The sequence below is a fragment of the Oceanobacillus senegalensis genome (assembly GCF_900176885.1).
GTDB lineage: Bacteria > Bacillota > Bacilli > Bacillales > Amphibacillaceae > Oceanobacillus > Oceanobacillus senegalensis.
In genome coordinates, this window is the sequence record NZ_LT839648.1 from 2,020,053 (window position 1) to 2,043,551 (window position 23,499).

General features: G+C 36.2%; 25 protein-coding genes, 1 pseudogene and 1 riboswitch. Of the genes and pseudogenes, 6 read left to right on the forward strand and 20 right to left on the reverse strand.

Annotated elements, in window-relative coordinates:
* Positions 1-92: 92 nt before the first annotated feature.
* The 10 genes and pseudogenes from narI to CAO17_RS09690 all read right to left on the reverse strand — a co-directional run bounded on the left by narI (position 93) and on the right by CAO17_RS09690 (position 9,711).
* On the reverse strand, positions 93-788 hold the full coding sequence (gene narI / locus CAO17_RS09645; RefSeq protein WP_085992610.1) for a respiratory nitrate reductase subunit gamma: 696 nt from the start codon (positions 786-788) through the stop codon (positions 93-95).
* Positions 789-829: 41 nt separating this feature from the next.
* A complete protein-coding gene (gene narJ, locus CAO17_RS09650) occupies positions 830-1,432 on the reverse strand; it encodes a nitrate reductase molybdenum cofactor assembly chaperone (RefSeq protein WP_085992611.1) in 603 nt (200 codons plus the stop codon).
* On the reverse strand, positions 1,429-2,937 hold the full coding sequence (gene narH, locus CAO17_RS09655; RefSeq protein ID WP_085992612.1) for a nitrate reductase subunit beta: 1,509 nt from the start codon (positions 2,935-2,937) through the stop codon (positions 1,429-1,431). Before narH ends, narJ begins: the two co-directional genes overlap by 4 nt.
* The gene (locus CAO17_RS09660) at positions 2,927-6,607 is read right to left on the reverse strand and encodes a nitrate reductase subunit alpha (protein ID WP_085992613.1); all 3,681 of its coding nucleotides are present in this window, start codon (positions 6,605-6,607) and stop codon (positions 2,927-2,929) included. The genes narH and CAO17_RS09660 overlap by 11 nt, the downstream gene beginning before the upstream one ends.
* Positions 6,591-6,881: a hypothetical protein gene (locus CAO17_RS09665; RefSeq protein WP_085992614.1), complete on the reverse strand. Its 291-nt coding sequence runs from the start codon at positions 6,879-6,881 to the stop codon at positions 6,591-6,593. Before CAO17_RS09665 ends, CAO17_RS09660 begins: the two co-directional genes overlap by 17 nt.
* 33 nt (positions 6,882-6,914) lie before the next feature.
* Complete coding sequence (locus CAO17_RS09670) at positions 6,915-7,232, reverse strand: hypothetical protein (protein ID WP_085992615.1); 318 nt, start codon at positions 7,230-7,232, stop codon at positions 6,915-6,917.
* A 17-nt stretch (positions 7,233-7,249) separates the two neighbouring features.
* Positions 7,250-7,681 carry a hemerythrin domain-containing protein gene (locus CAO17_RS09675; RefSeq protein WP_085992616.1) on the reverse strand — a complete coding sequence of 144 codons (432 nt, stop codon included), beginning with the start codon at positions 7,679-7,681 and terminating at the stop codon, positions 7,250-7,252.
* 415 nt (positions 7,682-8,096) lie between these two features.
* A pseudogene (locus CAO17_RS09680) lies at positions 8,097-8,902 on the reverse strand (radical SAM protein).
* A 127-nt stretch (positions 8,903-9,029) separates the two neighbouring features.
* Entirely contained in the window at positions 9,030-9,269 is a 240-nt protein-coding gene (locus tag CAO17_RS09685) for a DUF2249 domain-containing protein (protein WP_085992617.1), read from the reverse strand.
* Positions 9,270-9,300: 31 nt separating this feature from the next.
* Entirely contained in the window at positions 9,301-9,711 is a 411-nt protein-coding gene (locus tag CAO17_RS09690; protein WP_085992618.1) for a cupredoxin domain-containing protein, read from the reverse strand.
* 518 nt (positions 9,712-10,229) lie between these two features.
* Here CAO17_RS09690 and CAO17_RS09695 point away from each other — a divergent pair.
* The 5 genes from CAO17_RS09695 to CAO17_RS09715 all read left to right on the forward strand — a co-directional run bounded on the left by CAO17_RS09695 (position 10,230) and on the right by CAO17_RS09715 (position 13,156).
* Positions 10,230-10,487, forward strand: coding sequence for a DUF2249 domain-containing protein (locus CAO17_RS09695; protein ID WP_085992619.1), 258 nt, complete (start codon positions 10,230-10,232; stop codon positions 10,485-10,487).
* Positions 10,474-10,692: a DUF2249 domain-containing protein gene (locus CAO17_RS09700; protein WP_085992620.1), complete on the forward strand. Its 219-nt coding sequence runs from the start codon at positions 10,474-10,476 to the stop codon at positions 10,690-10,692. Before CAO17_RS09695 ends, CAO17_RS09700 begins: the two co-directional genes overlap by 14 nt.
* Before the next feature lies 1 nt (position 10,693).
* Positions 10,694-11,932, forward strand: a complete 1,239-nt coding sequence (locus tag CAO17_RS09705; protein ID WP_085992621.1) for a heme-copper oxidase family protein — start codon at positions 10,694-10,696, stop codon at positions 11,930-11,932.
* Between the two features lie 17 nt (positions 11,933-11,949).
* Positions 11,950-12,249: a metal-sulfur cluster assembly factor gene (locus CAO17_RS09710; RefSeq protein WP_085992622.1), complete on the forward strand. Its 300-nt coding sequence runs from the start codon at positions 11,950-11,952 to the stop codon at positions 12,247-12,249.
* A gap of 214 nt (positions 12,250-12,463) precedes the next feature.
* Complete coding sequence (locus CAO17_RS09715; protein ID WP_085992623.1) at positions 12,464-13,156, forward strand: Crp/Fnr family transcriptional regulator; 693 nt, start codon at positions 12,464-12,466, stop codon at positions 13,154-13,156.
* Positions 13,157-13,244: 88 nt separating this feature from the next.
* On the opposite strand, the gene CAO17_RS09720 is transcribed toward CAO17_RS09715, so the two are convergent.
* The 10 genes from CAO17_RS09720 to CAO17_RS09760 form a co-directional block, all read right to left on the reverse strand.
* Positions 13,245-13,940 (reverse strand): YetF domain-containing protein, encoded by a 696-nt coding sequence (locus CAO17_RS09720; protein WP_085992624.1) that lies wholly within the window; start codon positions 13,938-13,940, stop codon positions 13,245-13,247.
* Between the two features lie 101 nt (positions 13,941-14,041).
* Positions 14,042-14,605, reverse strand: a complete 564-nt coding sequence (locus CAO17_RS09725) for a hypothetical protein (RefSeq protein ID WP_179151926.1) — start codon at positions 14,603-14,605, stop codon at positions 14,042-14,044.
* Positions 14,605-15,237, reverse strand: a complete 633-nt coding sequence (locus CAO17_RS09730) for an SCO family protein (protein ID WP_085992626.1) — start codon at positions 15,235-15,237, stop codon at positions 14,605-14,607. Before CAO17_RS09730 ends, CAO17_RS09725 begins: the two co-directional genes overlap by 1 nt.
* A 127-nt stretch (positions 15,238-15,364) precedes the next feature.
* On the reverse strand, positions 15,365-17,038 hold the full coding sequence (locus CAO17_RS09735) for a cbb3-type cytochrome c oxidase subunit I (protein ID WP_085992627.1): 1,674 nt from the start codon (positions 17,036-17,038) through the stop codon (positions 15,365-15,367).
* A gap of 14 nt (positions 17,039-17,052) precedes the next feature.
* Positions 17,053-17,520, reverse strand: a complete 468-nt coding sequence (locus CAO17_RS09740) for a cytochrome c oxidase subunit II (RefSeq protein ID WP_085992628.1) — start codon at positions 17,518-17,520, stop codon at positions 17,053-17,055.
* A 13-nt stretch (positions 17,521-17,533) separates the two neighbouring features.
* Positions 17,534-17,686: a hypothetical protein gene (locus CAO17_RS21040; protein WP_179151927.1), complete on the reverse strand. Its 153-nt coding sequence runs from the start codon at positions 17,684-17,686 to the stop codon at positions 17,534-17,536.
* 323 nt (positions 17,687-18,009) lie between these two features.
* Positions 18,010-18,381, reverse strand: coding sequence for a hypothetical protein (locus CAO17_RS09745; RefSeq protein WP_085992629.1), 372 nt, complete (start codon positions 18,379-18,381; stop codon positions 18,010-18,012).
* A gap of 167 nt (positions 18,382-18,548) precedes the next feature.
* Positions 18,549-19,115, reverse strand: a complete 567-nt coding sequence (locus tag CAO17_RS09750) for a helix-turn-helix domain-containing protein (protein ID WP_085992630.1) — start codon at positions 19,113-19,115, stop codon at positions 18,549-18,551.
* A gap of 307 nt (positions 19,116-19,422) precedes the next feature.
* Positions 19,423-20,322, reverse strand: a complete 900-nt coding sequence (locus CAO17_RS09755) for a hydroxymethylglutaryl-CoA lyase (protein WP_085992631.1) — start codon at positions 20,320-20,322, stop codon at positions 19,423-19,425.
* A gap of 403 nt (positions 20,323-20,725) precedes the next feature.
* The gene (locus CAO17_RS09760; protein WP_085992632.1) at positions 20,726-21,238 is read right to left on the reverse strand and encodes a YbaK/EbsC family protein; all 513 of its coding nucleotides are present in this window, start codon (positions 21,236-21,238) and stop codon (positions 20,726-20,728) included.
* A gap of 176 nt (positions 21,239-21,414) precedes the next feature.
* Positions 21,415-21,589, forward strand: a riboswitch (Lysine riboswitch).
* A gap of 178 nt (positions 21,590-21,767) precedes the next feature.
* Between CAO17_RS09760 and CAO17_RS09765 the strand changes: the two genes are divergently transcribed.
* The gene (locus CAO17_RS09765) at positions 21,768-23,363 is read left to right on the forward strand and encodes an amidohydrolase (RefSeq protein WP_085992633.1); all 1,596 of its coding nucleotides are present in this window, start codon (positions 21,768-21,770) and stop codon (positions 23,361-23,363) included.
* Positions 23,364-23,499 lie beyond the last annotated feature (136 nt).

Sequence of the window (23,499 nt, forward strand, 5' to 3'; positions counted from 1 at the left end):
GGTTATACTATCCATTTCTACCATGCAATATTTAATATACAAAAAGAATCAGAAGCATGTAATTTGCTTCTGATTCAATATATAATGCGGTACTAAGATTCTTGTCTTTGATATTCATCCCTTGCCCTGTATTGTTGAGGCGCTCTTGATGGATACCGGATTGGGAAGCTAAAGATATGAACCAATCTCGTAAACGGAATCGTCGCAAAGAACGCAAATGCGGAGGCAACATGCAACTTGAATATAAATGGTACCCCGCTCATTAATTCGAATTTGGGCATGAGTACAAAAAGACTGCGAAACCATGGACCAATGGTTTCACGGTATTCATACTCAATCACGGTGGTATTAAAAATGACAGTCATATATGTTCCTGTACCAGCAACAAATAATAAGGCTAATACGGAAAAGAAATCAGCAAATCCAGCTTTTATCCGAACTGGGTCAATGGTTATTTTTCTAATTAGAAGAATAACTAGTCCAGCAACAACCATTAATCCTGCTAATCCACCACCCCATATCGCTCCGAAATGGTATAGGTGATCGGAAATACCTATGCTTTGATAAAATTCCATCGGAATAACCATCCCCATCACATGTCCAATAAATGCGAAGACAATTCCATAGTGAAAAAGTGGTGAGCCTATTCGTAGCCATTTTTTTTCAAAAAAATTCGTTGATGGAGCAGCCCATGTTAGCTGTCTAAATGTATGTCGGTAAAGGAGACCAACAATCATAATAGTTCCGGTAATATACGGGAATATGACCCACCAAAAAATATCGGCCATCATAACCCTCCTTTTAGAAAGTAATTGGATGCCTTAACCTATCATTGATACATGATAGGATAAGGCAGTTCTTCTAAGTCTGCTTTTTCTCTTCCTGCTTCCAATTGCTTCATTTCTTCTTTTGTAGGAGTAGGAAATACATGCTTTACTAACATTTCTAGTATTTTCGCGTATGGGTTTTCCTTGTTTATGTTTTCAAGCATGTACGTAATTGCTACAGCTACACGCTTGGTCAAACGTTCTGTGTCGGGTTTATTAGGTGCAACAGCTAGAAATTCAAGTAACATAGGAATATAATCTACCAACTCTTCTCCGACACGTTCAAATCCAGATTGATTGATTACTTTCTGCAATTTAATTAATGCAGCTCCTCTTTTATTACTATCGCCAAGTTCATGTGCTGTTAAATAAAGACCAAGCCTGGATTTTAAATCAAAGGTCTCCACATATAATTCCTGTATTTCTGTTGAACCTAATCGAGTTAGAGGTGTATAGGCGTGCAGTAATTCCTCTCTAAGTAAAGTTTCCTCAATCGTTTCTTCTATTAATTTTTTTATATCATTCTTTACCTTATCGAAATCCTCAGATGGATACCCGAGTAATCTTGAAGCCATCACAAGTACAACCCGTTGCTCCTGTTTCATAGTTTGTCTCTCACTTTCATCATTCCGAATGTTGGGTTCATCCCTTCCGGTGGTGCTAAATCCTCAAGACTACATGAACCTTGTTTATAATGTAAATCATCATCCATTTCCCTGCGTCCAGTTGGAATCACATACCGTTCATCATATTTTGCAATTCCTAATAATCTTGCCATTTCTTCAATTTCCTCGGGACTCGTATTTGCCTGTTTGACTAATTCACTTTGTTTAAATTCATCAATACCACCAACTGTTTTTCCACGCATATATACTCTCATTGCCGATAATTTTAACAGTACCTTGCGAATCACCTCTGTATCATCTGCAGATAAAATGGAAGCCAGGTATTCCATAGGGATACGCATTTGATCAACAGCTGGAATGTATCCATCTGTATTTAATTCATCCTCATTTGTAATGTGATTCATGATTGGGCTAAGTGGCGGTACATACCAAACCATAGGCATGGTCCGATACTCAGGATGTAACGGTAATGCAATTTTCCATTTCATTGCCATTTTATAAACTGGGGACTCCTTCGCCGCTTCTAACCAAGCATCCGTAATCCCAGCTTCTCTTGCTTTTTCTTGGACAACTTCATCAAATGGATCAAGAAAACAATCAAGTTGTGCCTCGTATAAATCCTGTGGATCTTCAACAGATGCAGCTGCCTTAACTTTATCCGCATCATATAATACAACACCGATATAACGTATTCGTCCAACACAAGTTTCCGAGCAAATTGTTGGAAGTCCAGCTTCTGTCCTTGGATAGCAGAAGTTACACTTTTCCGCCTTATGGGTATTCCAGTTATAGTATACCTTATGATAAGGGCAACCATTCTGGCAAAATCTCCACCCACGACATGCATCATGGTCAACTAGGACAATTCCATCCTCATCACGCTTATATAATGCACCTGTAGGACAAGAAGCTACACAAGATGGATTTAGGCAATGTTCACAAATACGTGGCAAATACATCATAAATGTTTTTTCATATTCTGTTTTTATATGATCTTGCATTTTTTCCACGTTAGGATCACGCGCAACATTTTCACTACCGCCTGCTAAATCATCATCCCAATTTGACCCCCATTCCGGTTTATCCATATACTTCCCAGTTATTTGGGATACTGGTCTTGCAACAGGGAGGTTATCACTTTTCGGACTGTGAATTAAATGATCATAATCATGGGTCCATGGCTCATAAAAGTCTTCCATCTCAGCCATGTTCGGATTATAGAAAATATTAGCAAGCTTTGATATAGGGCCTCCAGCACGTAGCTTTAATTTTCCATTTCTTAATTCCCAACCTCCCTTATAACGCTCTGTATCCTCCCATCGTTTTGGATATCCTACACCTGGACGAGTTTCTACATTATTAAACCACATGTATTCCGTGCCAGGGCGATTAGTCCACGTGTTTTTACACGTAACCGAACATGTATGACAACCAATACATTTATCTAAGTGCATGACCATTGCTACCTGTGCTTTAATCCTCAAGCCAATCTACCTCCTCAAGTCGTCTTACAACAGCCATTGTGTCGCGTTGATGTCCAGTTGGACCGTAATAGTTAAATCCATAACTTAATTGCGAATACCCGCCAATCATATGGGTTGGTTTTAAGGTTATTCTTGTCACACTATTATGTGTACCACCACGTTTTTTCGTAACAGTAGTTCCAGGTACACCCATCGTACGATCTTGGGCGTGATACATATAAACCATACCCCTAGGGATTCGATAAGTAATTACAGCCCTTGCAGCAATCGCTCCATTACGGTTATACACTTCAATAAAGTCATTATCTTTTATCCCAATAGAAGCTGCATCTTCTTCATTCATCCAAACAACCTGCCATCCTCTAAACAGAGTGGTCATTTGATTGGTTTCCGTAAACATCGTATGAATGCCCCATTTTTGATGTGGGGTTAAATACCTTACAGTAAGTGATTCTCCATTATCTTTTACACCCTTCTCATTCTTCATGAAAGGACCTTTTTGAAGCGGTGGCAAGTACAATGGTAATCCTTCACCAAAATCTAGCATCATTTCGTGATCGAGATAAAAACTCTGTCTCCCCGTCAGTGTATGCCATGGAAGTTTATATTCCTTATTAACTGTAAATGGAGAATATCTTCTTCCACCCTTTTCCATTCCGCTCCACATTGGGGTCGAAATAGATGTACGCGGTTGAACCGTTATGGATTGTAATGTATGATCCTCTTCTTCTCTTTCCTTGGCAATGTCCGTTAGCTTCTGACCAGTTTTCTTCTCAAGGGACTTCCACCCTTCTACGGCACGTTTTCCATTTGTGGCACCGGAAGATAATAGAATGGCATTAATAGCTTTCTTATCTGTTAAAAGATCAGGATTACCTTTACCAATTCCTTCCCTTTTCGACACACCAAGTCGATCTTTTAACTCTTCATAAACTTTTTCACCTGGAATTCTTACCCCTTTACCACCATAGCCATTCTTTAATTCTGGTCCAATTGTGGTCATTTTTTGATACGTGTTTGGAAAGTCTCTTGTCACAACATTCAAGTTAGGCATCGTTTTACCTGGGATAGGTTCAACTTCTCCATTCCGCCAATCCTTAATCTTTCCATAAGCTTGAGCTATTTCACCTGGAGAATCATGACCTAGTGGACGCATAAGCAATTCTTCTTGCGCAGGTAAATGCTCTCTAGCTAGTTCCGAAAACACTTCAGCGATTTCACGAAATGAATCCCAATCACTTTTTGCCTGCCATGGTGGTGAAATAGCTGCATTAAACGGGTGAATAAATGGATGCATATCCGTACTGCTAATATCAAATTTCTCATACCAAGTAGCAGCAGGAAGAACAATGTCTGAGAATAATCCAGAACTAGTCATCCGGAAATCAATGCTGATAAATAGATCGGTTTTCCCTTCTGGAGCCACCTTAGAAACATTAACTGCCTCTGGTTGCCAAGAACTATCAGTATCTGTTAGAACAGCATGATCTCCACCAATTAAATGCTTCGCAAAGTATTCATGTCCTTTCCCACTATCCCCTAACAAATTGGATCTCCAGTTGAAGAAAACTCGTGGGAAATTTCTAGGATCATCAGGATTTTCAATGGCCCAATCAATATCTCCAGACTTGATTTGCTTCACTACATGGTCAATTATTTCCTTTTCATCTTTTGCACCTTGTTCTTTTGCTTCTTTTACTATATCAATCGAATTCTGGGTGAACTGTGGAAAAGATGGAAGCCACCCTAGCCTAGCTGAAAGGGCATTCACATCTGCTGGATGCATGTTATTGTACTTACTACTCCATGTGGTATTTTCTTTATTATTCTCTGTTTCATATCGGAACTGTTCTGTTGCAAAATAGAAAAAAGATGTACCATTCTGTAGTCTTGGTGCATTTCCCCAGTCACCAGCGAAAGCAACCATATTCCAACCTTCTACAGGTCGTACTTTTTCCTGCCCAACATAGTGAGCCCAGCCACCTCCATTTACACCTTGGGAACCTGTTAACATGATTAGATTTAAAATAGATCGATAAATTTGATCACTATGGTACCAATGGTTTGTTCCACCACCCATAGCAATCATGGATTTTCCTTCTGTCCGTTCCGCATTGTCAGCGAATTCCTTCGCTATTTGAATAACATGGTTCTTATTTACACCAGTAATACTTTCTTGCCATGCTGGTGTATAAGGTTTTTCATCATGATAGTCTTTGGGATAATCACCTGGCAGATTTCGATCAACCCCAACATGGGCCATCATTAAATCATAAATGGTCGTTACCTTGAGCTTGTTCCCTTTTGTGTCTTGAACATTTTTGACTGGTACACCTCGCGTAACCGTACCACCTTCTGCTTCCGCAAAATACGGGAACGTAACTTGGGTCACTTCATCCGTATCTTTAATAAAACTTAATTTTGGATCAATCTCAGAACCATCTGCCCTTTTCAAATCAAGATTCCATTTATTGTCATCATCCCAGCGGAATCCCTGACTACCATTAGGGATTTCCATTTGATTTGTCTGTTCATCCCAAACAACAGTTTTCCATTCACCGAGCTTTTGTGAATCATTAATATCGGCAGATCTGAGGAATCGGTCGGTGCGATATTCTTCCCCATGTTCACGTAAAATGACAAGGAAAGGTAAATCAGTAAAACGTTTAACATAATCAATAAAATAGGGGGTTTGCTTTTTAACATAGAATTCCTTCAATATGACATGTGTCATCGCCATTGCAAGAGCTCCATCTGTCCCTGCCCTTGCTGGAAGCCAAACATCAGCAAATTTCTCATATTCGGCATAGTCAGGACTTACACCGACAACTTTTGTGCCATTGTAGCGTGCTTCTACCATAAAATGTGCATCTGGTGTACGAGTCTGAGGTAAATTGGTTCCCCAAATAATGAAGTACTTTGTGTTGTACCAATCTGCACTTTCGGGTACATCCGTTTGATCTCCCCATACTTGTGGTGAAGCCGGTGGAAGATCTGCATACCAATCATAAAAGCTTAGAAGTGTTCCTCCTATTAAAGATAGAAAGCGACCACCAGCAGCATAGCTTACCATAGACATTGCTGGAATCGGACTAAATCCGACGACACGATCCGGACCATATTTTTTAATGGTGTAAATAATGGAGCTTGCAATAATTTCACAAACTTCTTTCCAATCCGTCCGTACAAAACCACCTTTACCTCGTGATTTTACAATTTTATTTCGTTTTCCATGGTCACTTTGAATGTTTTCCCAAGCTTTAACAGGGTCATGCCCCTGTTCTTTTTCTTTCTTCCAAAGCTCATATAAATTACTACGAATATATGGATATTTCACTCTTGCAGGACTGTATGTATACCAAGAAAAACTCGCACCTCTTGGACAACCACGAGGTTCGTATTCTGGAAAATCATCCCCTGTTGAAGGGTAATCCGTTTGCTGGGTTTCAGATGTAATAATCCCATCCTTCACATAAATCTTCCAGCTACATGAACCAGTACAGTTAACACCATGTGTGGAACGAACAATCTTATCATGTGCCCATCTACGTCGATAAAGTTCTTCAGAATCTCTAGGACGTGGACTCTCTTCTGTCCATCCTTCATTAATTGTCTTCCCGCGTCTTAGGTACTTAAATGAGTCAAGCAATTTATTACTTTTCTTCGCCACCTGTTGATCCCCCTTCTACCATAGAATCAATTGGATTAAATCGTTCTCCAACTAATTTAAAGCTGCCATCACCCGCTTCTAGTTCCTCAATGAAAATGCTCAATGAAGGTGCATTTGCAGCTGCTAAAATTAATCGCTCTATCGTATCCAATTCGTTCATTTCATACACCTTTTCTATGATACCGGGAGCTACATCACCAAAACGCATACGTAGTACTTGGATTAAATCTTCACGGTCTTGAGCTAAATCAGCTTCATTATCAAATAAAAACAACTTTTCTCCTCCTTCTCAAATTGAATTTTGGACCTATTTCGGTGCCATTCTCTTAAAATAATCATCAATTAAAACCTGTTTACAAAATTCTCCAGCTTCAATGATGAATGCTTCTAATTCTTTTTTATCTTCCAACTTGTTATTGGAGAAAAATTGTTCTTTTTTTTGATCAAAATAATCACCGAACCGTAATATAATGTAGATTCCATTTTCTTTTTTTATTGCATCTGCCTGAAAATCGTATGAGTGAATATGGTACCGATTTTCCAGCTCTGTGGTAAAATATCTATATAACTTAGGTGAAACCGATATAAGAGACTTAACTTGTGCTTGTTTTGTCTTTCCGCTCATAAACTATCACCTCACAATCAATAATGGGGTAAAATTCTCTCCTCCTCTATATTATGAAATTCATCAACATGAACGAGGGCTTGAAGTTTTTCCAATACCTCTTTGCTGAAACCTTCTTTTTCTAACAATTGTTTAATCTCTTTTACTAAAAAACGTAAAATATTATGGTCTCTTGTTAATGCAATCACATCATCTTTTAATTTTGGGGATTTCTTGACTAATTCCTTATATAAACCATTTTCTTCTGCATCCGCATGTCTTAATGTCCGTGTTTCCCAATGTTCCACAGCAATATAAGCGATTTCCAGTGCCTTATCCATCTGATTATCTTCGGTTAACTTCGCAAGGATATCATTAATTTCCCTTGCTTCATTCAATGCAGCTTCATGGATTGCAGAATGACTATCTACATACTTTAAACCTGGCCCCGATGCACCTTGATTTGGCATAAAATTTTCCCTCCTTTTCATAGGTAGTCCGTTACCTAGAAAAACTTACATTCTTATATATATGTATTATTTAAACAAATTGGTAAGTTTTTCTATTACGTGGTACTTCGAAATTTTTATCATATCAATACATTCTTGCCAAAATTTAATGTTTTAACGTGTAAGAAAATACCCATAAACCATTATAGGATTCTAATGCTACTTTTATACCAAAATACGATAATAGTTAAAACCAATTACTAGATAGTATTTGGCACCCACCATTAAGGGATTCATCAAATTTCCGCGTTTTTTGACTAACTTTCACTAAGTAACTTCCACCTTTTGACAAATTCCTCCCTTACGTAACACTGTAACCTGTACTTTGATTTTTAAAACAAAAATGCCAAGCAAGATTTTGCTTGGCTTCAGATTATCAAACAGTTGACTTTTTCTTTCTTTTTTCCCTCATTGCTCTAGGAATATACACACAGTATGGTTCACTTTCCATGTAATCCCCTGTTACATTATATGCCCTAGATCTTGATCCACCACAAACATGACGAAATTCACAAATACCACATTTTCCTTTATATTTATCTGGATTTCTAAGGTTTTTAAATACCTCTGATTCACGGTATATTTCAGGTAATGGCGTTACTCGGACATTTCCCGCTTTTATTGGTAACAAACCACTTGGATAAACATCACCAGTATGTGAGATGAACACAAAACCATTACCATCGTTTACACCCTTTGGCGCTCGACCTAATCCATCAATTTTCCCAGTTTTCCCTTGATTTATAGCATCCTCATAAAATATATTTTCCTTATCACGATCCTTCTGTACCACGGAAATGGTCATAAATTTCCTTGCAATGTCCGTCAATACTAAAGGCCCATCTGGAAAGACCAACATCTTTAGCCTTTTTCATTGCTTCTTTTGTCACATTTGGGGTTACCTGATGGTGTCATAGAAACTCGCACACCTTTTTTTACAGCATATTCCGCTATATCAAATACATCAGGTCGTTCTAAAGGATCTCCTCCTGTAAAGACTAGCATCGGATTATCCATTTCATAGATATCATCTATTAATTTCTTTCCTTCTTCAAACGTTAATTCTAATGGGTGTCTATGATATTGCGCCTCGGCACGACAATGTAAACAGTGTAATTGACAAGCACGTGTTAATTCCCAAATTACTATAAATGGGTTTTCATTATAATCTCGATTAAACATTATGATCCCACCCTTCATATATATATTTAAATTGTAATCCAATTCGAATTTCCATTACGTAACTTTTATCACTATTTACATCCTGTACTGAGATTTACGCCCCTTAATCCGCGTTAAATTTCATAAATTATTTTTTCTCAATGGCTACTCTCCAAAGATTAGGACCTTCTTCTAAATACTCCCATTCAAATTTTCCTTCTCTCTCAATCATAAATTGATACCGCAGTGGTTTTGGATCATGGTCATTAGAAAGATGCATTACTTCTCCACTATTCATCCCATCAAAAGCCTCAAAAATACGTGGATGACGAATCCTCGGTTCAATGTCTGGTGCGTGCAACTTTACAGCATATTGTTTTTCACTCATAATAATATTCCCCCCATTTAATTAAGTTAGATTATTGAACCATTAAAGTAGCTATCATTTCTTCATGACCTTCGCCACAGAATATATTGCAATATATTTCATATTCACCTGGGTCCTCCGGCACAATTACTGCTTCTCCATCACTTTCTATGATAACTCCAAGTTCATCAATAGAAATTCCATGATTTCCCTCTTCATTAGTAAGAGTAATAGTAACCTCTTCCCCAGATTGAACTACATACGCTTCTTGATTAAAATCAAAATTTGTAGCAACTATATTTACTTCATTACTGACTGCTGTTGATTCTTCTGATGAATTAACTTCCTTCGTTTGCTCGGAATTATTTTCTTTATTATTATCCCGTGTTTCTGTAGTAGTATTATCATTACCACCACAAGCAGCTAAAGCTAATAAAAGACTAAATAAAATAATTTTTTTCATGATGTATCCCCCCCTCGATTTATTAATTTCTACATGTATAGCATAATCGTTGAACGATTAAAAAACAGTGAGATACCGCACTTTACCACTGTGATTTTACTCACTTTACAAAAAAGTTTAGACAAATAAACCTCAAATTGATTGATCACATAATAGATAAAATGTGCAGTCATTCAACTTAATAGTGGCGTATGTTGATTTCCGCAACGGACAATCGCGGACCTTAGGGCATACTTTCAGCCGTCCTCCTGGGAAGCCTATTATTCTATTAATTAATATACAATCAAGTTGTAAGCTACAACAGCTGCACAGGAAATACACGAAGAGGGGGCTAGAGCAGCCGCCTGGGGAAAGCTAGAATTTTCGCATTAATACGCATTCTCTTTCGATATAGAAGATAATAAGCAACAAAAAAGACAAAAAAGAACGATAATAAACGCCAATTTGTGATTTAAGTCACTACAAATCTAATTGATAATTATTATCATAAAGGTATTAAATATATCTGGAGGGATTAGATGAATAAAAAAGAAATAGTCGAACTGGATGTGCGTGAAGATCTTAAATTAAAGCGTGAGCCCTTTGACAAAATCATGGGTACTGTTAAGAGCTTAAAGGAAGGCCAAGCATTTGTATTACATGCTCCGTTTAACCCTGTTCCATTACACAAAGTATTAGGTAGAAAAGGATTCGAACATGAAGCCGAAAAAGTAGAAAAGAAACATTGGAAAGTTACGTATACAAAGACAGGGAGGATAAAAGATGAAAATTATTGATAACCGTGGGTTACAGCCACCTCAACCAATGATGAGAACATTAAAAACCCTTGAAAAAATGAAACCAGGGGAAACCCTGGCCATCATTAATGATCGTCGACCGATGTTTTTATATGAAGAACTAAATGAACTTGGTTATCAACATGAAACGGAGCCACAGGAAGATGGTAGCTTTAAGATAACGATTACAAAGTCTGGTGAGTAACATGATTCAAACTGACATAAAAAACGATACATCCATTAAACTTCCATTAGCATTTATTTTATTTGCACTTTTCGCCTTTGTGATAGCTCAAGGGATTCTTTTATTTAATAGTACCCAGTTATTAACAGGGCAATTTCGAATTCCAGAAATATGGATGAGTGCCCATTTTCTACTACTAGGTTTTGCCGTTATGGTTGCAATGGGGGCCATGTATCAACTAGTTCCCGTTACTTTTTTAACTCCAATATGGAACCCATTTTTTGGGATTATTCAATTTATCGTTACATCTGTAGGAATAAGCTCATTATCTATTCTTCTAGGTATAAAACCAAACTACGCTATTTATGGAGGCGTGCTTGCGGTTCTTGGTATCATCATGTTTGTCATACAAATGATAATGACATTACGAAGCCAAAAGGAAAAAAGCATATTATCTAAGTTTATTGGTACAGCAATAATCTGCTTCTTTCTTACCATTGTTGCTGGACTTTTATTAGCTGGAAATATAGCGTTTGGCGGAGTCAACTATTATTATACAATTCTTAAATCGCATATTGTTCTCGGTATTGGCGGATGGTTCACCTTATTAATCTTTGGATTTTCTTATAAACTCATCCCCATGTTTAGCCTTTCCCATGGTTTTTCAATGAAATGGGCAAAGTCTTCCTTTGTAACTTATATAGGTGGAATCATCATTGTTTTATTCTCTTTTTGGACAAATACTCTTTTACTGGGTATGACTGGATGGTTGTTTTTATTTATTGGGTTTACCCTTTTCATTCTTGATATAAAAGAAATACTAAGGAAACGAATAAAGAAAAAACTTGACAAGTCCTTTAGCTTCTCTCTTTTTGCTATATTAATTGGGTGGATCACCCATATTCTTGCCATTCCACTAAGTTTATTTCAACTGTCTAATCTATGGGGATGGCTAATCTACCTGTATATAATGGGATGGATTATATTCAGTATTTTAGGGTACCTTTATAAAATTGTTCCATTCCTATGGTGGACACATAAATACTCAGAAAGAATAGGTAAAGAAAAAGTTCCAACCATGAAGGATATGATGAGCGAGAAACTTGGAAGTATATTATTTTGCTTATTTACTATTGGTGTGATTGGAAGCATTTTTAGTGCTTTATTTCATTTTAACCATGGTTTTGTTATTACCCAAGGTGTATTAACTGCAACTTCAATAGGTTATTGTTTTTCGATTATTCGAGTATTATATCATTAATAGGAGGTTACTACGAAATGTCTATGAAATTAATGGTGCAAGAGGCCTTGCATGAAGTAATTGATCCTGAATTAGGCGTTAACATTGTCGATTTAGGGCTTGTATATAAAATTGAAGTGGATAACAATAATAACATTACCATAACGATGACTTTAACCACTCCAGGTTGTCCAATGCATGATAGTATAGCAAATGGGGTAAAGCATCGACTAGGATTAATTGATAAAATTGGAAATATCCAAGTAGATATCGTATGGGAGCCGGCATGGAGCCCGGACAAAATGAGTAATCGTGCAAAGGAAATGTTATGGAGCTAAACAATAATCATTCCCTCGATGAAGGTTCTTAATTTGGATAACATTACGATAAAGCTTTTACGAAACATCCTTCATAAAGGGAATTTACTTTTTTCAATAAGAAACAATCCTTCCACTATATTCCACTTATGATATGATTTTTATCAAATCCCTAGTCCGGTATTCATGATAACATGTATAATGGACTAAATACGGTGTGGAAAGGATGACACTTATGTATCCGGAATCGGTTAAGAAATTATTGCAACGTTTTCCTTTGTTTAAAAGTTTAACAGACTTTGAAATAGATCCAATTGTTAGCCTAGCTAAAAATCGAACCTATCGTCAAGGAACACATATTTTTATGCAAGGCGATCCTTTGACAAATGTTTATTTTATTCATTCTGGTAAGGTGAAAATTTACAGAACTGACTTTCAAGGGAAAGAGCAAATTATTAATGTGCTAAATAATGGAGAAATGTTTCCCCATCAAGGATTTTTCCGCAATGATGACTACCCAGCACATGCACAGGTTCTTGAAGATGCCGTATTAATATATATACCTATCCATTTGTTTGAGGACTTCCTAATCAATAATCCGGAAGTAAGTATTAAAATTTTCCGTGTTTTAGGAGATAAAATTGTTGACTTACAAAATCGATTAGAGGAAAAAATTCTACGTAATACGTATGAGCAAATTATATTACTTTTAATCCGCTTGAGTAAAAAACATGGAAATATAGATGCTAATGAAAAAATTACGTTAACAACGCATTTTACAAACAGAGAATTGGCAAATATGATTGGCTCCAGTCGAGAGACCATTAGTAGAACGTTAACTCGGTTAAAGAAAAAGGAATTGGTTATGACAGGTCGTGATGGTAATATGATACTTGATACCAAAGGATTAAAGGAAGAATTGTTTTAAATGGATCGTAACGTAAGTGAAGAAGAATGATAATAGAGGAGAATGTTCCTATTTTGGAGCATCCTCTTTTTATTTTGTATATTACTTACTAATGAATATAATCATCTTTATTATCAATATATAATGAACCATCCTTTTGAACTTCTGCATAGAAAACCTCAGAAAGATTATGAATACCTTGTTGTTCTAACTGCTTATCCAACCATTGTTGATCAAGGTTTATTTTAGAAAGATTCTTCCTTAGAACTTTGCCATCTGAAATAACTTGTATCGTATTAGAATAAATATTAGATGCCGAATTCATATTCATATCTTCTCTTGTTATCGGCTTCTTTTCATGTTTTAAGTTGACAGAAAGATTGCCGTTTGTTTCAAAAATAGCAAAATCTACATCCGATACAGAAAACACCTGATTTTTACGTAATAACGAAATAAGAGAATCTACATCTAGTCGTGCCTTACGTAAGGCGTTTTCCATGATTTTGCCATCCTTCACAACAATGATTGGCTGTCCGGTCGTAACTTTTCGTGCAACCTTCGACTTAATATCTATGATACCTAAAATGACGGTAATAGCACCCCATCCTACTAATGCTAAAACTCCATTAAGAATACTTAAATTTTGACTTGTTACGAATGACCCCGATATGGAACCAATGGCAATAGCGGAAACAAAATTAAAAAATGTCATCTGACTAATTTCTTTCCTACCCATGATTCTTGCCATTAAAAACAATACGAAAAATGAAATGAAAACCCTTAGTAATAATTCCATTACACTCATATGTCAAGCCTCTTCCTTTTTCTTTATAGTGTTCGTGAACGAATAAAATTTATACTTAAATCAAAAAAGGGATATCCCTTAAAGGAAATCCCTAACAAAGTTTACTCCATTTCATAGTCCTCGGGGTGGATAAAAAGACTTTGAATGAAATAAATCATGATACATAAACCTGTTAATAAAAAGGTCCATCCTAAAGCTTTCTGCTCAGTAACTAGATAATTATTACAGAGCTGGACTGGGGATGCAATATATAACCAGCCTAACACAATGGATAATAGGCTTAAAATGACAAACACTGTATTTTTTCCAAATTTCGTTAATTTCCCCCAACTATCGCGTAAAGGAATACCTGCCAAAAATGGTAAACTAATAAACTTAAAAAGCTCAACGGCCGGAATGGTTAAAGCTTCATCCATCGTACGTGGAATCATCCAATAAATAACAATAATCATAAATAGCATAATTCCTGGTAATCCGTTTTGATTCCAATTCACAAAAAATCCGGGGAATTTTTGCTTGAGGTATGGCGTAAAGAGCATACCAGCTATAACTAATAAAGGCATCTGCATATGCATATGAACAACCATGATGGATTCTGACATCGTAACAACTGGTGGGAGCATCATAAATAAATATAGTACAAATCCATATTTAGCTTGTTTCATTATATGTCACCAGCCTTTGAGTCGAGAATAGAAATAACTCGATTTGCAGCTTGATCAATTTCCTGATAATCCATTACATCTACTAATACTCCTTCTGGATTTACTAAATAAAAAGCAGAATTATGGGTGAAATTTCCATTATTATCTGGAATAACGATTACACCAAATTCATCCAATAACTGGTCCAACTCTTTTTGGTCTGGAATTCTAGCCATTCGCCATGTCTCCCCATCCGCATTAAAATAATATCGATATTTTTCTAATGTCGCTGGGTCATCGTTTTCTGGATCAAAGCTAATACTTAAGAAAATAATGTCCTCCCCAATATACTCTTTGGGAACCTGATTATATACTTGTGCAAGATTCATCTCTAATTCCGGACAAACGTCGGTACATGCTGTATAAATAAAGGTTAACATAACGTATTTTCCCTCAAATTCTGAAAAAGGGTAAACCCGTTCCTTACTATCCTCTAATGTAACTTCCGGAAATGTTGGTGATTCTTCCATAAGCTTCATTGTTCTCGCTGTTTCTGCCGTAAAGGCCCGAAATCCATCTGTACCAATAAAGAATAGCACTATGCCAAACGTGATAACAATGATTAATGATACTGTATTTTTATTCCTGATCATACAATCACGTCCTACAATCTTTTTTATTTTAAAATCAAAGAGATAGCCAAGCAGACTATCCCTATTTGATTTTAATAATTTTATTTTATTTTACTTGCTAAACTGTTTCTTGCTTTCGCTTTTATACCTACCATGTTCTAAATGGTGGTGATCCTGGGACATTGATTATTTCTGTTAGTGGTACGACATAGCCCATTGCTACTGTTAGCAGTAATAGAACGATAATAAGTCCCCATCTTTCTGTCCATTTAGGTGTAGGTTGTGCATTTAATTCAGGTGCTGCAATTGGAAATTCTGTATGTCCTCTCGGTGCTAGGAACATGAGATAGAATACGATATATACCATGAGTAACACACCGATAATTAAGAATGTTCCTCCGATTGCTAAGAAAATTAATAATGGATCCCAGCTTAATGCTGTTGCACTATCACCATAAGTTGTAAAAGATGTTCTTCTTGGTGAACCTAGAAGTCCCACAAAATGCATTGAGCCAGACATAAATATCATACCAATCGTCCAGAAAGCAGTTTGTACTAGACCAATTTTATTGATTTGTGGGGTAAATTGACGTTTTGACAAATGAGGGATTAACCAGTAAGCAATCCCAAAGAATGTTAATGCTACTGTAACTCCAAGCGTTAGGTGGAAGTGTCCAACAATCCACAGTGAATTATGAACCACTTGGTTTAATTGGTTATTTGTCTGTGCAATTCCACCTGCCCCAGCAGGGATGAATGCTACCATGGCAATGAATGGTGCTAGGAAACGAACATCTCCCCATGGTAATTTCTTAAACCAACCTAATAATCCTTTTCCACCTTTTCTTCTGCCCGCACGTTCAAATACTGCAAACATGGCAAATGCAGTCATCATAGATGGGAAACCAATAGCTAGACTCATGAACACATGGATGTATTTCCAACCTTCTGTTATACCTGGGTCAATGATTTGGTGGTGGAATCCACCAGGAATATTTAGAATAACTAGTAGGATGACAACCAATCGTGTTAATGCATCACTAAATAATTTTCCGCCGATAATTTTTGGTACAGCAACGTACCATGCAGAAATGGCAGTTAAATACCAAATATTTACGAGTGTATGACCGAAACTCCAGAATAACGTACGACTTAACATTACATTTATAGTTTCTGTCCATCCAAAAGCCCAAGGAATTAACATTAATACCTCAACCGTTACCCCAATACTTCCAAATACCAGCATTACGAATACTCCGGTCGCAAAGAAAGCTAACAACGGTATATGCTGACCTTTATGATTTTTTCTCCAGTTAGCAACATTGATAAACGCTCCGAATGCTGCAATCCAAATTCCAACTACTAAAAATACCAAACCAATATAGAACCACGGTGATGCTTGCATTGGTGGGTAGAATGTATACATAACTGAAGCATTACCTAAGATAACCTGAGTAGCTACAAAGACTACACCAACAACCATGGAGAAGAATGCTATCCAACCCATCTTTCTTACCTTAGGAAGAAGTCCACCTAATGTATGAGAAAGTGAAGCATAGAAATATCCAACAGTAAATGTTGTCGTAAATACTAAAACTAGTAAAATACCATGTGTTGTCAGTGTTTGATAGTAATCAAACCATGATGGTAATTCCATCAGCCCTGCACGATTTAAACCTTGAAATAGTCCTAAAAATCCGCCAATTAATAATGCTATAAATGAAACCGTAAAATAGGTTAATGATAATCGTGCATCCTGAGGGTTTACACCTAACGCTTTTTCAACCTTATCATTAAATGGTATTTTCTCAGCTAAATCCATTTAATTTCCCTCCTTTATTTCACAGTAATGGTGGTAGCCATCACTTGGTGCCCTGCACCACAGTATTCATTACAGATAACTAAATATTCTCCAGGCTCATCAAATGTCTGTGAAATTCGTTGTACATGTCCTGGTGTTACCATTGCATTTATGTTTGTACCAGGAACTTGAAAACCATGGACGACATCTTTAGAAGTCATCGTAAAATGAACCTCAGATCCTACAGGTATTTCAATTTCATTTGGAGTAAAACTAAAGGCTTGAAGTGTCATAACGACCTCATATTCATTTTCTCCTACTTCAAAAACTCCTGGATTATCAAACGGTGCAGTTTCATCTACTTTCTGTGGGTCAATTGTTTCCATTCCACTTGGCGGTGCCATCCCGTGAGCAAATGCTTGATAACCAGTAACAGCCATGGATAATACAATGATGGCAACACCAAAAATTAACCAAATCTCTTCGGCACGATGCATTTTCATAATAAAACCCTCCTTAAATTCTAATCATATAAAGTACAAGAAGTAACAAAATACAAGCGACAATCGTTCCTCCAACAAAAACGACAGAAGAAAATAATGCTCCCTTTAGAGAATGTTCTTCCTCATTGACATTTTTTTCTGAGATAATGCCTTTATTTGATTCCATTCCTAACCCTCCCTTGTATCTTTCATACTTTTATTTTAGTGGATATAAAAATAAATTAAGTGAACCAAATCACACCGGGAATGTGATTTTTAGCACATATTAGTATTTTCTTGACAACTTTTTGAACAACTCAAAAATGGAAGATGTCCTTACAAGTTATGAATGCGACATCCTATCACAATACCTGTACTAGCCGTCGTGGACATGGCCGTTCTTACTTACGTGTAAAATAACACTAAAAGTCTATAATTCCTTACATGTACCAAAAAAGAAACATAAAAAAAACAAGACTCCTTAATTGGAATCTTGTCTTCTGACTATTATTAACTTCTATGCCCAGCCAAAATTTGCTCTATTTTTTTCTTTATTTTCTTACTGTAATCTACATTAATCTTCCATACCCTTTCATCTAATGATATTTCGCTAAAATAATCGTCCTTTAATTCTACATCAAACTCATTGGCAATTAATTTCTTCAACAACTCTTTATTAATCATTTCAACTAATGGGAATGCATATACTTTTAATTTTTCTTTGAATGTATTTAATGTACGTTGTTCTTCATGGGCTATTGGGTGCACCCCTGTAAAATTAACAGAGATTATTTTCTTTTGTTTCACTTCAACGATAATATAGACCCAATCTTCGTGTGTTTTTAATGGTAAATCAATTATATCCGCTTCTATATATTCCATTTATAACACCCCCAACATGATAAAAGGCCCTAAATAAAAATACTCTTAACTATTTTCTATACATACACACTATCATAAAATTACGTATAATGTGAAACGTCAGATAATAAAAACCTAAAAAAATGGCATACATTCACTGTATACCAATTGTTTATCAATATGTTCTATTAAACATCACGATCAATAAAACATGCTAGTACCTGTGCTTCTTCATCATTCACTGGAACAAATAAATGGGGTTTAGCACCTTCAAAATAAGCACTGTCTCCTTTTTCCATGTAATAATTTTCACCGTCGTATAATAAATAGATAGAGCCTTCTAAAATATAAATAAACTCATCATGTGAATGTGTATATGTTTCCGTACGCTTGTTCATATTCTTTGGAGTAACATGAACAACGGTGGGCTCTATTCCACTGAATTGGGACCGATTTGCAAGGAGCTCATAGGAATATCCCATATGTTCATCCCCAACCTTTGATCGGCGACTTGACCTTTTTTGTAAAACTAAATGATCATCAATTTTATCATCAAGTAACCATGACAATGAAACTTGTAAAGCATCACTTATTTTTGAAAGTGTTGCAACAGCAGATGCTGTTTGTCCGTTCTCGATTTTAGATAGCATGCTTTTAGAAATCCCACACTCATCTGCTACTTGCTGTTGTGTCCTTTTTTGCCTCAAACGAACACCTTTAATTTTTTCTCCAATTTTCTCTAGATCTATTATCATTCATTCCCTTCTGCAAACATTACTTTATTCAGATGATTTAATCATAGAATAGTACATCATTTATAGTCAAGAAAGGCTATACATTAATAAAGAGGATTCTTATATATTAGAACAAGAACCCTCACTGGCTTAAAACGTACGATCCTTGGACTACGATTGCTCCCCCCACCCAATACCATTTTTCTATGCCGCCTGTACTACAGCTTTAGCGCGCTGTGGGCATGAAGGTTCCTGCTTAAACTTATTCTTTCGTACCTATTACAAAAGAAAAATACCAGAGAAGATCTCCCGTATTCCATATAAGATATTATTGACCGCTTACCAATAGGGATTTGCTCGGTAAAGCCTTTCCTAATTTATTCTGAATAAATAGCGAGGCTTCTTGTATTTTTTTCTCATCAATTCCCGTTTTTATTCCTAATCCATGCAAAAGGTACAAAACATCATTCGTTGCAACATTTCCTGCAGCTCCAGGAGCATATGGGCAACCGCCTAGTCCGCCAATTGAGCTATCAAACCTAGTTATTCCATACTGCATAGACGAATGGATATTAGCTATTGCCATTCCTCTTGTATCATGGAAATGCATGATTAACTTTTCAGGTGTATAGTATTCTAAAAGTTCAGATATCAACTCCTCAACTTGTAAGGGAACTGCTGTGCCAATCGTATCCCCAAGAGATAAATCATCTACACCTAAATCTAATAATTGATCACAAATTGGGATAACCGTTCCGGGCAGAATTCTACCTTCATATGGACAATCAAACACCGTTGAAACATATCCTGTTACATGTTTTCCCTCTTTTTTTGCATCCTGAATCACCTGTTTGAGTATAGGATACGTATCACCTATCGATTTATTAATATTTTTACGATTATGTGTTTCACTTGCTGACATAAATACGGAAATGCCATCGACTCCTGCTTCAAGTGCAAATTCTAGACCGCGTTGATTAGGTACAAGAGCAGAATAAGTAACATGAGGATTTCGTTTAATTAGTTTTCCAACTTCACGAGCATCAGAAAGCGCAGGTATCAATTTCGGATTAACAAAAGAAGAAAACTCAATCTCTCGTATACCAGTATTAGATAACAAATTAATCCAAGCAATTTTGGATTCGGTAGGAACCCATGTCTTTTCATTTTGTAATCCATCACGAGGTCCGACTTCCTTTATTCGAACAGTGTACGGTAACTTTTTCAAAATCAAACCCTCCTATCGTAGATTTAAATTTATATTAAGTTGTCTGGAGATTGACAGAGATTTAAGTCTTATATTTTATGTGAAATGAAATGGTAATGTGTTTATTCATCAGATCGATAAAATGAATCTTCAATCAGTGGGGGTATTACTGCCCCTTAGCCTGCGATAAAAGGTAAATAAAATAGACCTAATACAGCTTATTCATCCTAGTTTCCTATTATTCAACATTGTTGAATATAGTATATAATAAATATTTTGACATTGTCAATTTCAGCTATACGTAAAAAAGCTTGGGGGTAAGCACATCCCCAAGCTTTTTCACATTCTTGATATCGTTTAAACAAACATCACTATATGTACAAGGTTATACACATAAACTTATATTGTTGAATAATATGCGTCATTACATACTTTCTTCAATAACTTTCTCTTTGATGTCCGCGGTATCCCATCCTTTACAAACATTTACCCATTTTTTAGCTGATGCATATGTAGCTAATTCTTCATTGGTTAATTCAATTGCACTATTCGTACTACCGCATGCAGGAAAAACGGTATCAAATCTTTTCAGTGATACATCCAAAAATACATCCAAATTATTTCTCAAGCCAAATGGACACACACCACCAATGGCATGCCCGGTTTGTTCTAATACCTGCTCAGGTGACAGCATCCGAGCCTTAAAATCAAATGTTTGACGGAATTTCTTATTATCAATTTTAGCATCTCCGGCAGTAACTACTAAGATAGCCTGGTCTTCTTTTCCTCTAAAGGATAATGTTTTTGCAATACGAGCAGGTATGACTCCTATCGTTTCAGCTGCTTCTTGTACCGTTGCACTAGATGTATCAAACTCCTTTACATCCCGCTCTCTACTCCATTTCTTAAAATGTTCTCTAACAGTTTCAAGTGACATTCTAAAAAAACATCCTTCCTTCATTTATTATTAGAATAGTAACACACTTTAATAGAGGAAAGCGATAAAAGTAGATTTTTTAGCTAACTACTAATTTATTTAGAATGTAAAGTCCATTGAATTTAGAAAACTTTTTTGGTAATATGAAGTTTACTTTCATAGATGACTTATCAAATCGATACAATAGGGGTTCAATGAATATAAGTATTCAATCAGAGTAGAGATAATTGATGAAAAGGTTAATTGCAAAAGCATATTAAGTGTTTATCTTATTGCTGGCTAGGATGTAACCTGAAAAAGGGGCATCCTGCCATTCTCGTCATTTAATAAGTTTGGGGATTTATTAATCGAAACGGAGGATAACAATATTGTATACTGAAATCAATGATGGGTTATTTTCTATCATTGTTTTTTTTTGTTAAAAGTCTATTACTAATTATTCCTTTTATACGATTTCGAAACTCCCCATTCATTTCCACCCATCACCTAGTGACTATATTTAACAGATACTGACTAAGGAGAGATTCGCATGAGAAAAATCTATGCAAATGGACACTTTCATACATTTGACCGGATTCAACCAATTGTACAAGCGGTAGTTGTAGATAATGGGCGATTTATCGACATTGGAACTACTAAAGATATGTTATTACACTGGAAAAACTCAAAAACAAAAGTCATTGATCTACAGGGTAAAACCGTTACTCCTGGATTAATAGACAGTCACCTTCATCTATCCTTAGTTGCGGAAAATTTTATTAATCTAGACCTAACCGGCATTACATCCAAAACAGAAATGCTTGAAAGAATTCACGAAAAAACAAAACAATTACAGCCTGGACAATGGCTATTAGGTAGCGGTTGGGATGAAAACCTATTTATAGATGGCAATATCCCGACTATTTCCGAATTAGATCATGTTGCACCTGGAAACCCACTGTTTTTACAGCGGATTTGTCAGCATGCGGCAGTAGCGAATACAAAAGCTTTCGTAGTGAGTAATTATCATCCAAACATGACAATTCCTGAGGGTGGAACGATTGTACTTGATAAACAAACCAGACAACCAACAGGTCTCATTTTGGAATCTGCTAGAGACCTTATTTCCCAAAACATCCCAAGAGTGACATTTCCAGTTTTAAAAGATGCTATGAGGAAAGCAATTCAGTTTGCAATTGAAAAAGGACTTACAAGTATACATACAAATGATTCCTTATATTTAGGTGGTTTGGATCAAACTTATCGTGTCTACGATGAACTGTTAAATCAAGAAGATCTTGGCCTGCGATCCAACCTTTTAATTAATTATGATTTTCTAAATGATCTACGTGATGCCGGTATGTATACAGGATTTGGAAATAACACTTTACAAATCGGGGCTGTTAAACTATTTGCTGATGGTGCTTTTGGTAGGAGAACGGCACATCTTTCTGAACCCTATAGTGATGACCCAAGAAACTTTGGAGATATCATGTTAGATTCTTCTACATTATATGAAATTGTAGAACGTGCTAGAACTTTAAACATGCCTGTTGCTGTTCATACCATCGGTGATAAGGCATTAGAAAATGTGTTAGATGTATTAGATCAATTTCCTACGGTACCATTTAGGGACAGACTAATTCATGTTCAAGTCTTGCGTAAAGATTTACTAGAACGATTGGCCAAACCTAGCAGAATTGCTGATATTCAGCCACGTTTCGTAGCTAGTGATTTCCCATGGGTTATGGAACGTTTAGGAAAAGAACGAATGAAGCTTTCTTATGCATGGAAATCATTACAGAATGAAGGTGTCATATGCGCAGGAGGTTCAGATGCTCCAGTTGAACCAGTCAATCCATTGCTCGGAATTCATGCAGCTGTTACAAGAAAAACCCCTGGCCAAACCCATAATGGATATAACCAAACTGAAAAGCTATCAATGAAAGAAGCATTCCAATTATTTACAGAATTAGGTGCTTATCCCACCAATGAGGAACATATAAAAGGAACCATTTCTCGTGGAAAATTAGCAGATATGACAGTTTATTCTAAGAACCCTTTTCAAATGGAAAATCCTGATGAATTATTAGAAACAAGTATAGATATGACCATAATCGGTGGTGAAATAAAATACGAGTGCTAATCTACCAATAAACTTTAAATAAGGATTCTATTTGTATAGCTTTATGATGCCTTTTAATATGGTGTACATTAACTTAATCAAATAATTAGATCATTAATACCGCACAGTGGGTGGCCCATCAGCCACCCTAAGATGC

What these genes read in the sequence shown, in the direction of transcription:
- CAO17_RS09685 (WP_085992617.1), bottom strand. Translation starts at nt 9,269, where the DNA reads ATGAGTGAAAAACAATATGCTGTAAAGTTGCACGCACCAGACATTGAA.
- CAO17_RS09735 (WP_085992627.1), bottom strand. Translation starts at nt 17,038, where the DNA reads ATGGATTTAGCTGAGAAAATACCATTTAATGATAAGGTTGAAAAAGCG.
- CAO17_RS09690 (WP_085992618.1), bottom strand. Translation starts at nt 9,711, where the DNA reads ATGAAAAAAATTATTTTATTTAGTCTTTTATTAGCTTTAGCTGCTTGT.
- CAO17_RS09750 (WP_085992630.1), bottom strand. Translation starts at nt 19,115, where the DNA reads ATGATAATAGATCTAGAGAAAATTGGAGAAAAAATTAAAGGTGTTCGT.
- CAO17_RS09710 (WP_085992622.1), top strand. Translation starts at nt 11,950, where the DNA reads ATGTCTATGAAATTAATGGTGCAAGAGGCCTTGCATGAAGTAATTGAT.
- narI (WP_085992610.1), bottom strand. Translation starts at nt 788, where the DNA reads ATGGCCGATATTTTTTGGTGGGTCATATTCCCGTATATTACCGGAACT.
- CAO17_RS21040 (WP_179151927.1), bottom strand. Translation starts at nt 17,686, where the DNA reads ATGGAATCAAATAAAGGCATTATCTCAGAAAAAAATGTCAATGAGGAA.
- CAO17_RS09760 (WP_085992632.1), bottom strand. Translation starts at nt 21,238, where the DNA reads ATGTCACTTGAAACTGTTAGAGAACATTTTAAGAAATGGAGTAGAGAG.
- CAO17_RS09670 (WP_085992615.1), bottom strand. Translation starts at nt 7,232, where the DNA reads ATGAGCGGAAAGACAAAACAAGCACAAGTTAAGTCTCTTATATCGGTT.
- CAO17_RS09705 (WP_085992621.1), top strand. Translation starts at nt 10,694, where the DNA reads ATGATTCAAACTGACATAAAAAACGATACATCCATTAAACTTCCATTA.
- CAO17_RS09730 (WP_085992626.1), bottom strand. Translation starts at nt 15,237, where the DNA reads ATGATCAGGAATAAAAATACAGTATCATTAATCATTGTTATCACGTTT.
- CAO17_RS09700 (WP_085992620.1), top strand. Translation starts at nt 10,474, where the DNA reads ATGAAAATTATTGATAACCGTGGGTTACAGCCACCTCAACCAATGATG.
- CAO17_RS09715 (WP_085992623.1), top strand. Translation starts at nt 12,464, where the DNA reads ATGTATCCGGAATCGGTTAAGAAATTATTGCAACGTTTTCCTTTGTTT.
- CAO17_RS09765 (WP_085992633.1), top strand. Translation starts at nt 21,768, where the DNA reads ATGAGAAAAATCTATGCAAATGGACACTTTCATACATTTGACCGGATT.
- CAO17_RS09720 (WP_085992624.1), bottom strand. Translation starts at nt 13,940, where the DNA reads ATGAGTGTAATGGAATTATTACTAAGGGTTTTCATTTCATTTTTCGTA.
- CAO17_RS09740 (WP_085992628.1), bottom strand. Translation starts at nt 17,520, where the DNA reads ATGAAAATGCATCGTGCCGAAGAGATTTGGTTAATTTTTGGTGTTGCC.
- CAO17_RS09675 (WP_085992616.1), bottom strand. Translation starts at nt 7,681, where the DNA reads ATGCCAAATCAAGGTGCATCGGGGCCAGGTTTAAAGTATGTAGATAGT.
- narJ (WP_085992611.1), bottom strand. Translation starts at nt 1,432, where the DNA reads ATGAAACAGGAGCAACGGGTTGTACTTGTGATGGCTTCAAGATTACTC.
- CAO17_RS09695 (WP_085992619.1), top strand. Translation starts at nt 10,230, where the DNA reads ATGAATAAAAAAGAAATAGTCGAACTGGATGTGCGTGAAGATCTTAAA.
- CAO17_RS09745 (WP_085992629.1), bottom strand. Translation starts at nt 18,381, where the DNA reads ATGGAATATATAGAAGCGGATATAATTGATTTACCATTAAAAACACAC.
- CAO17_RS09725 (WP_179151926.1), bottom strand. Translation starts at nt 14,605, where the DNA reads ATGAAACAAGCTAAATATGGATTTGTACTATATTTATTTATGATGCTC.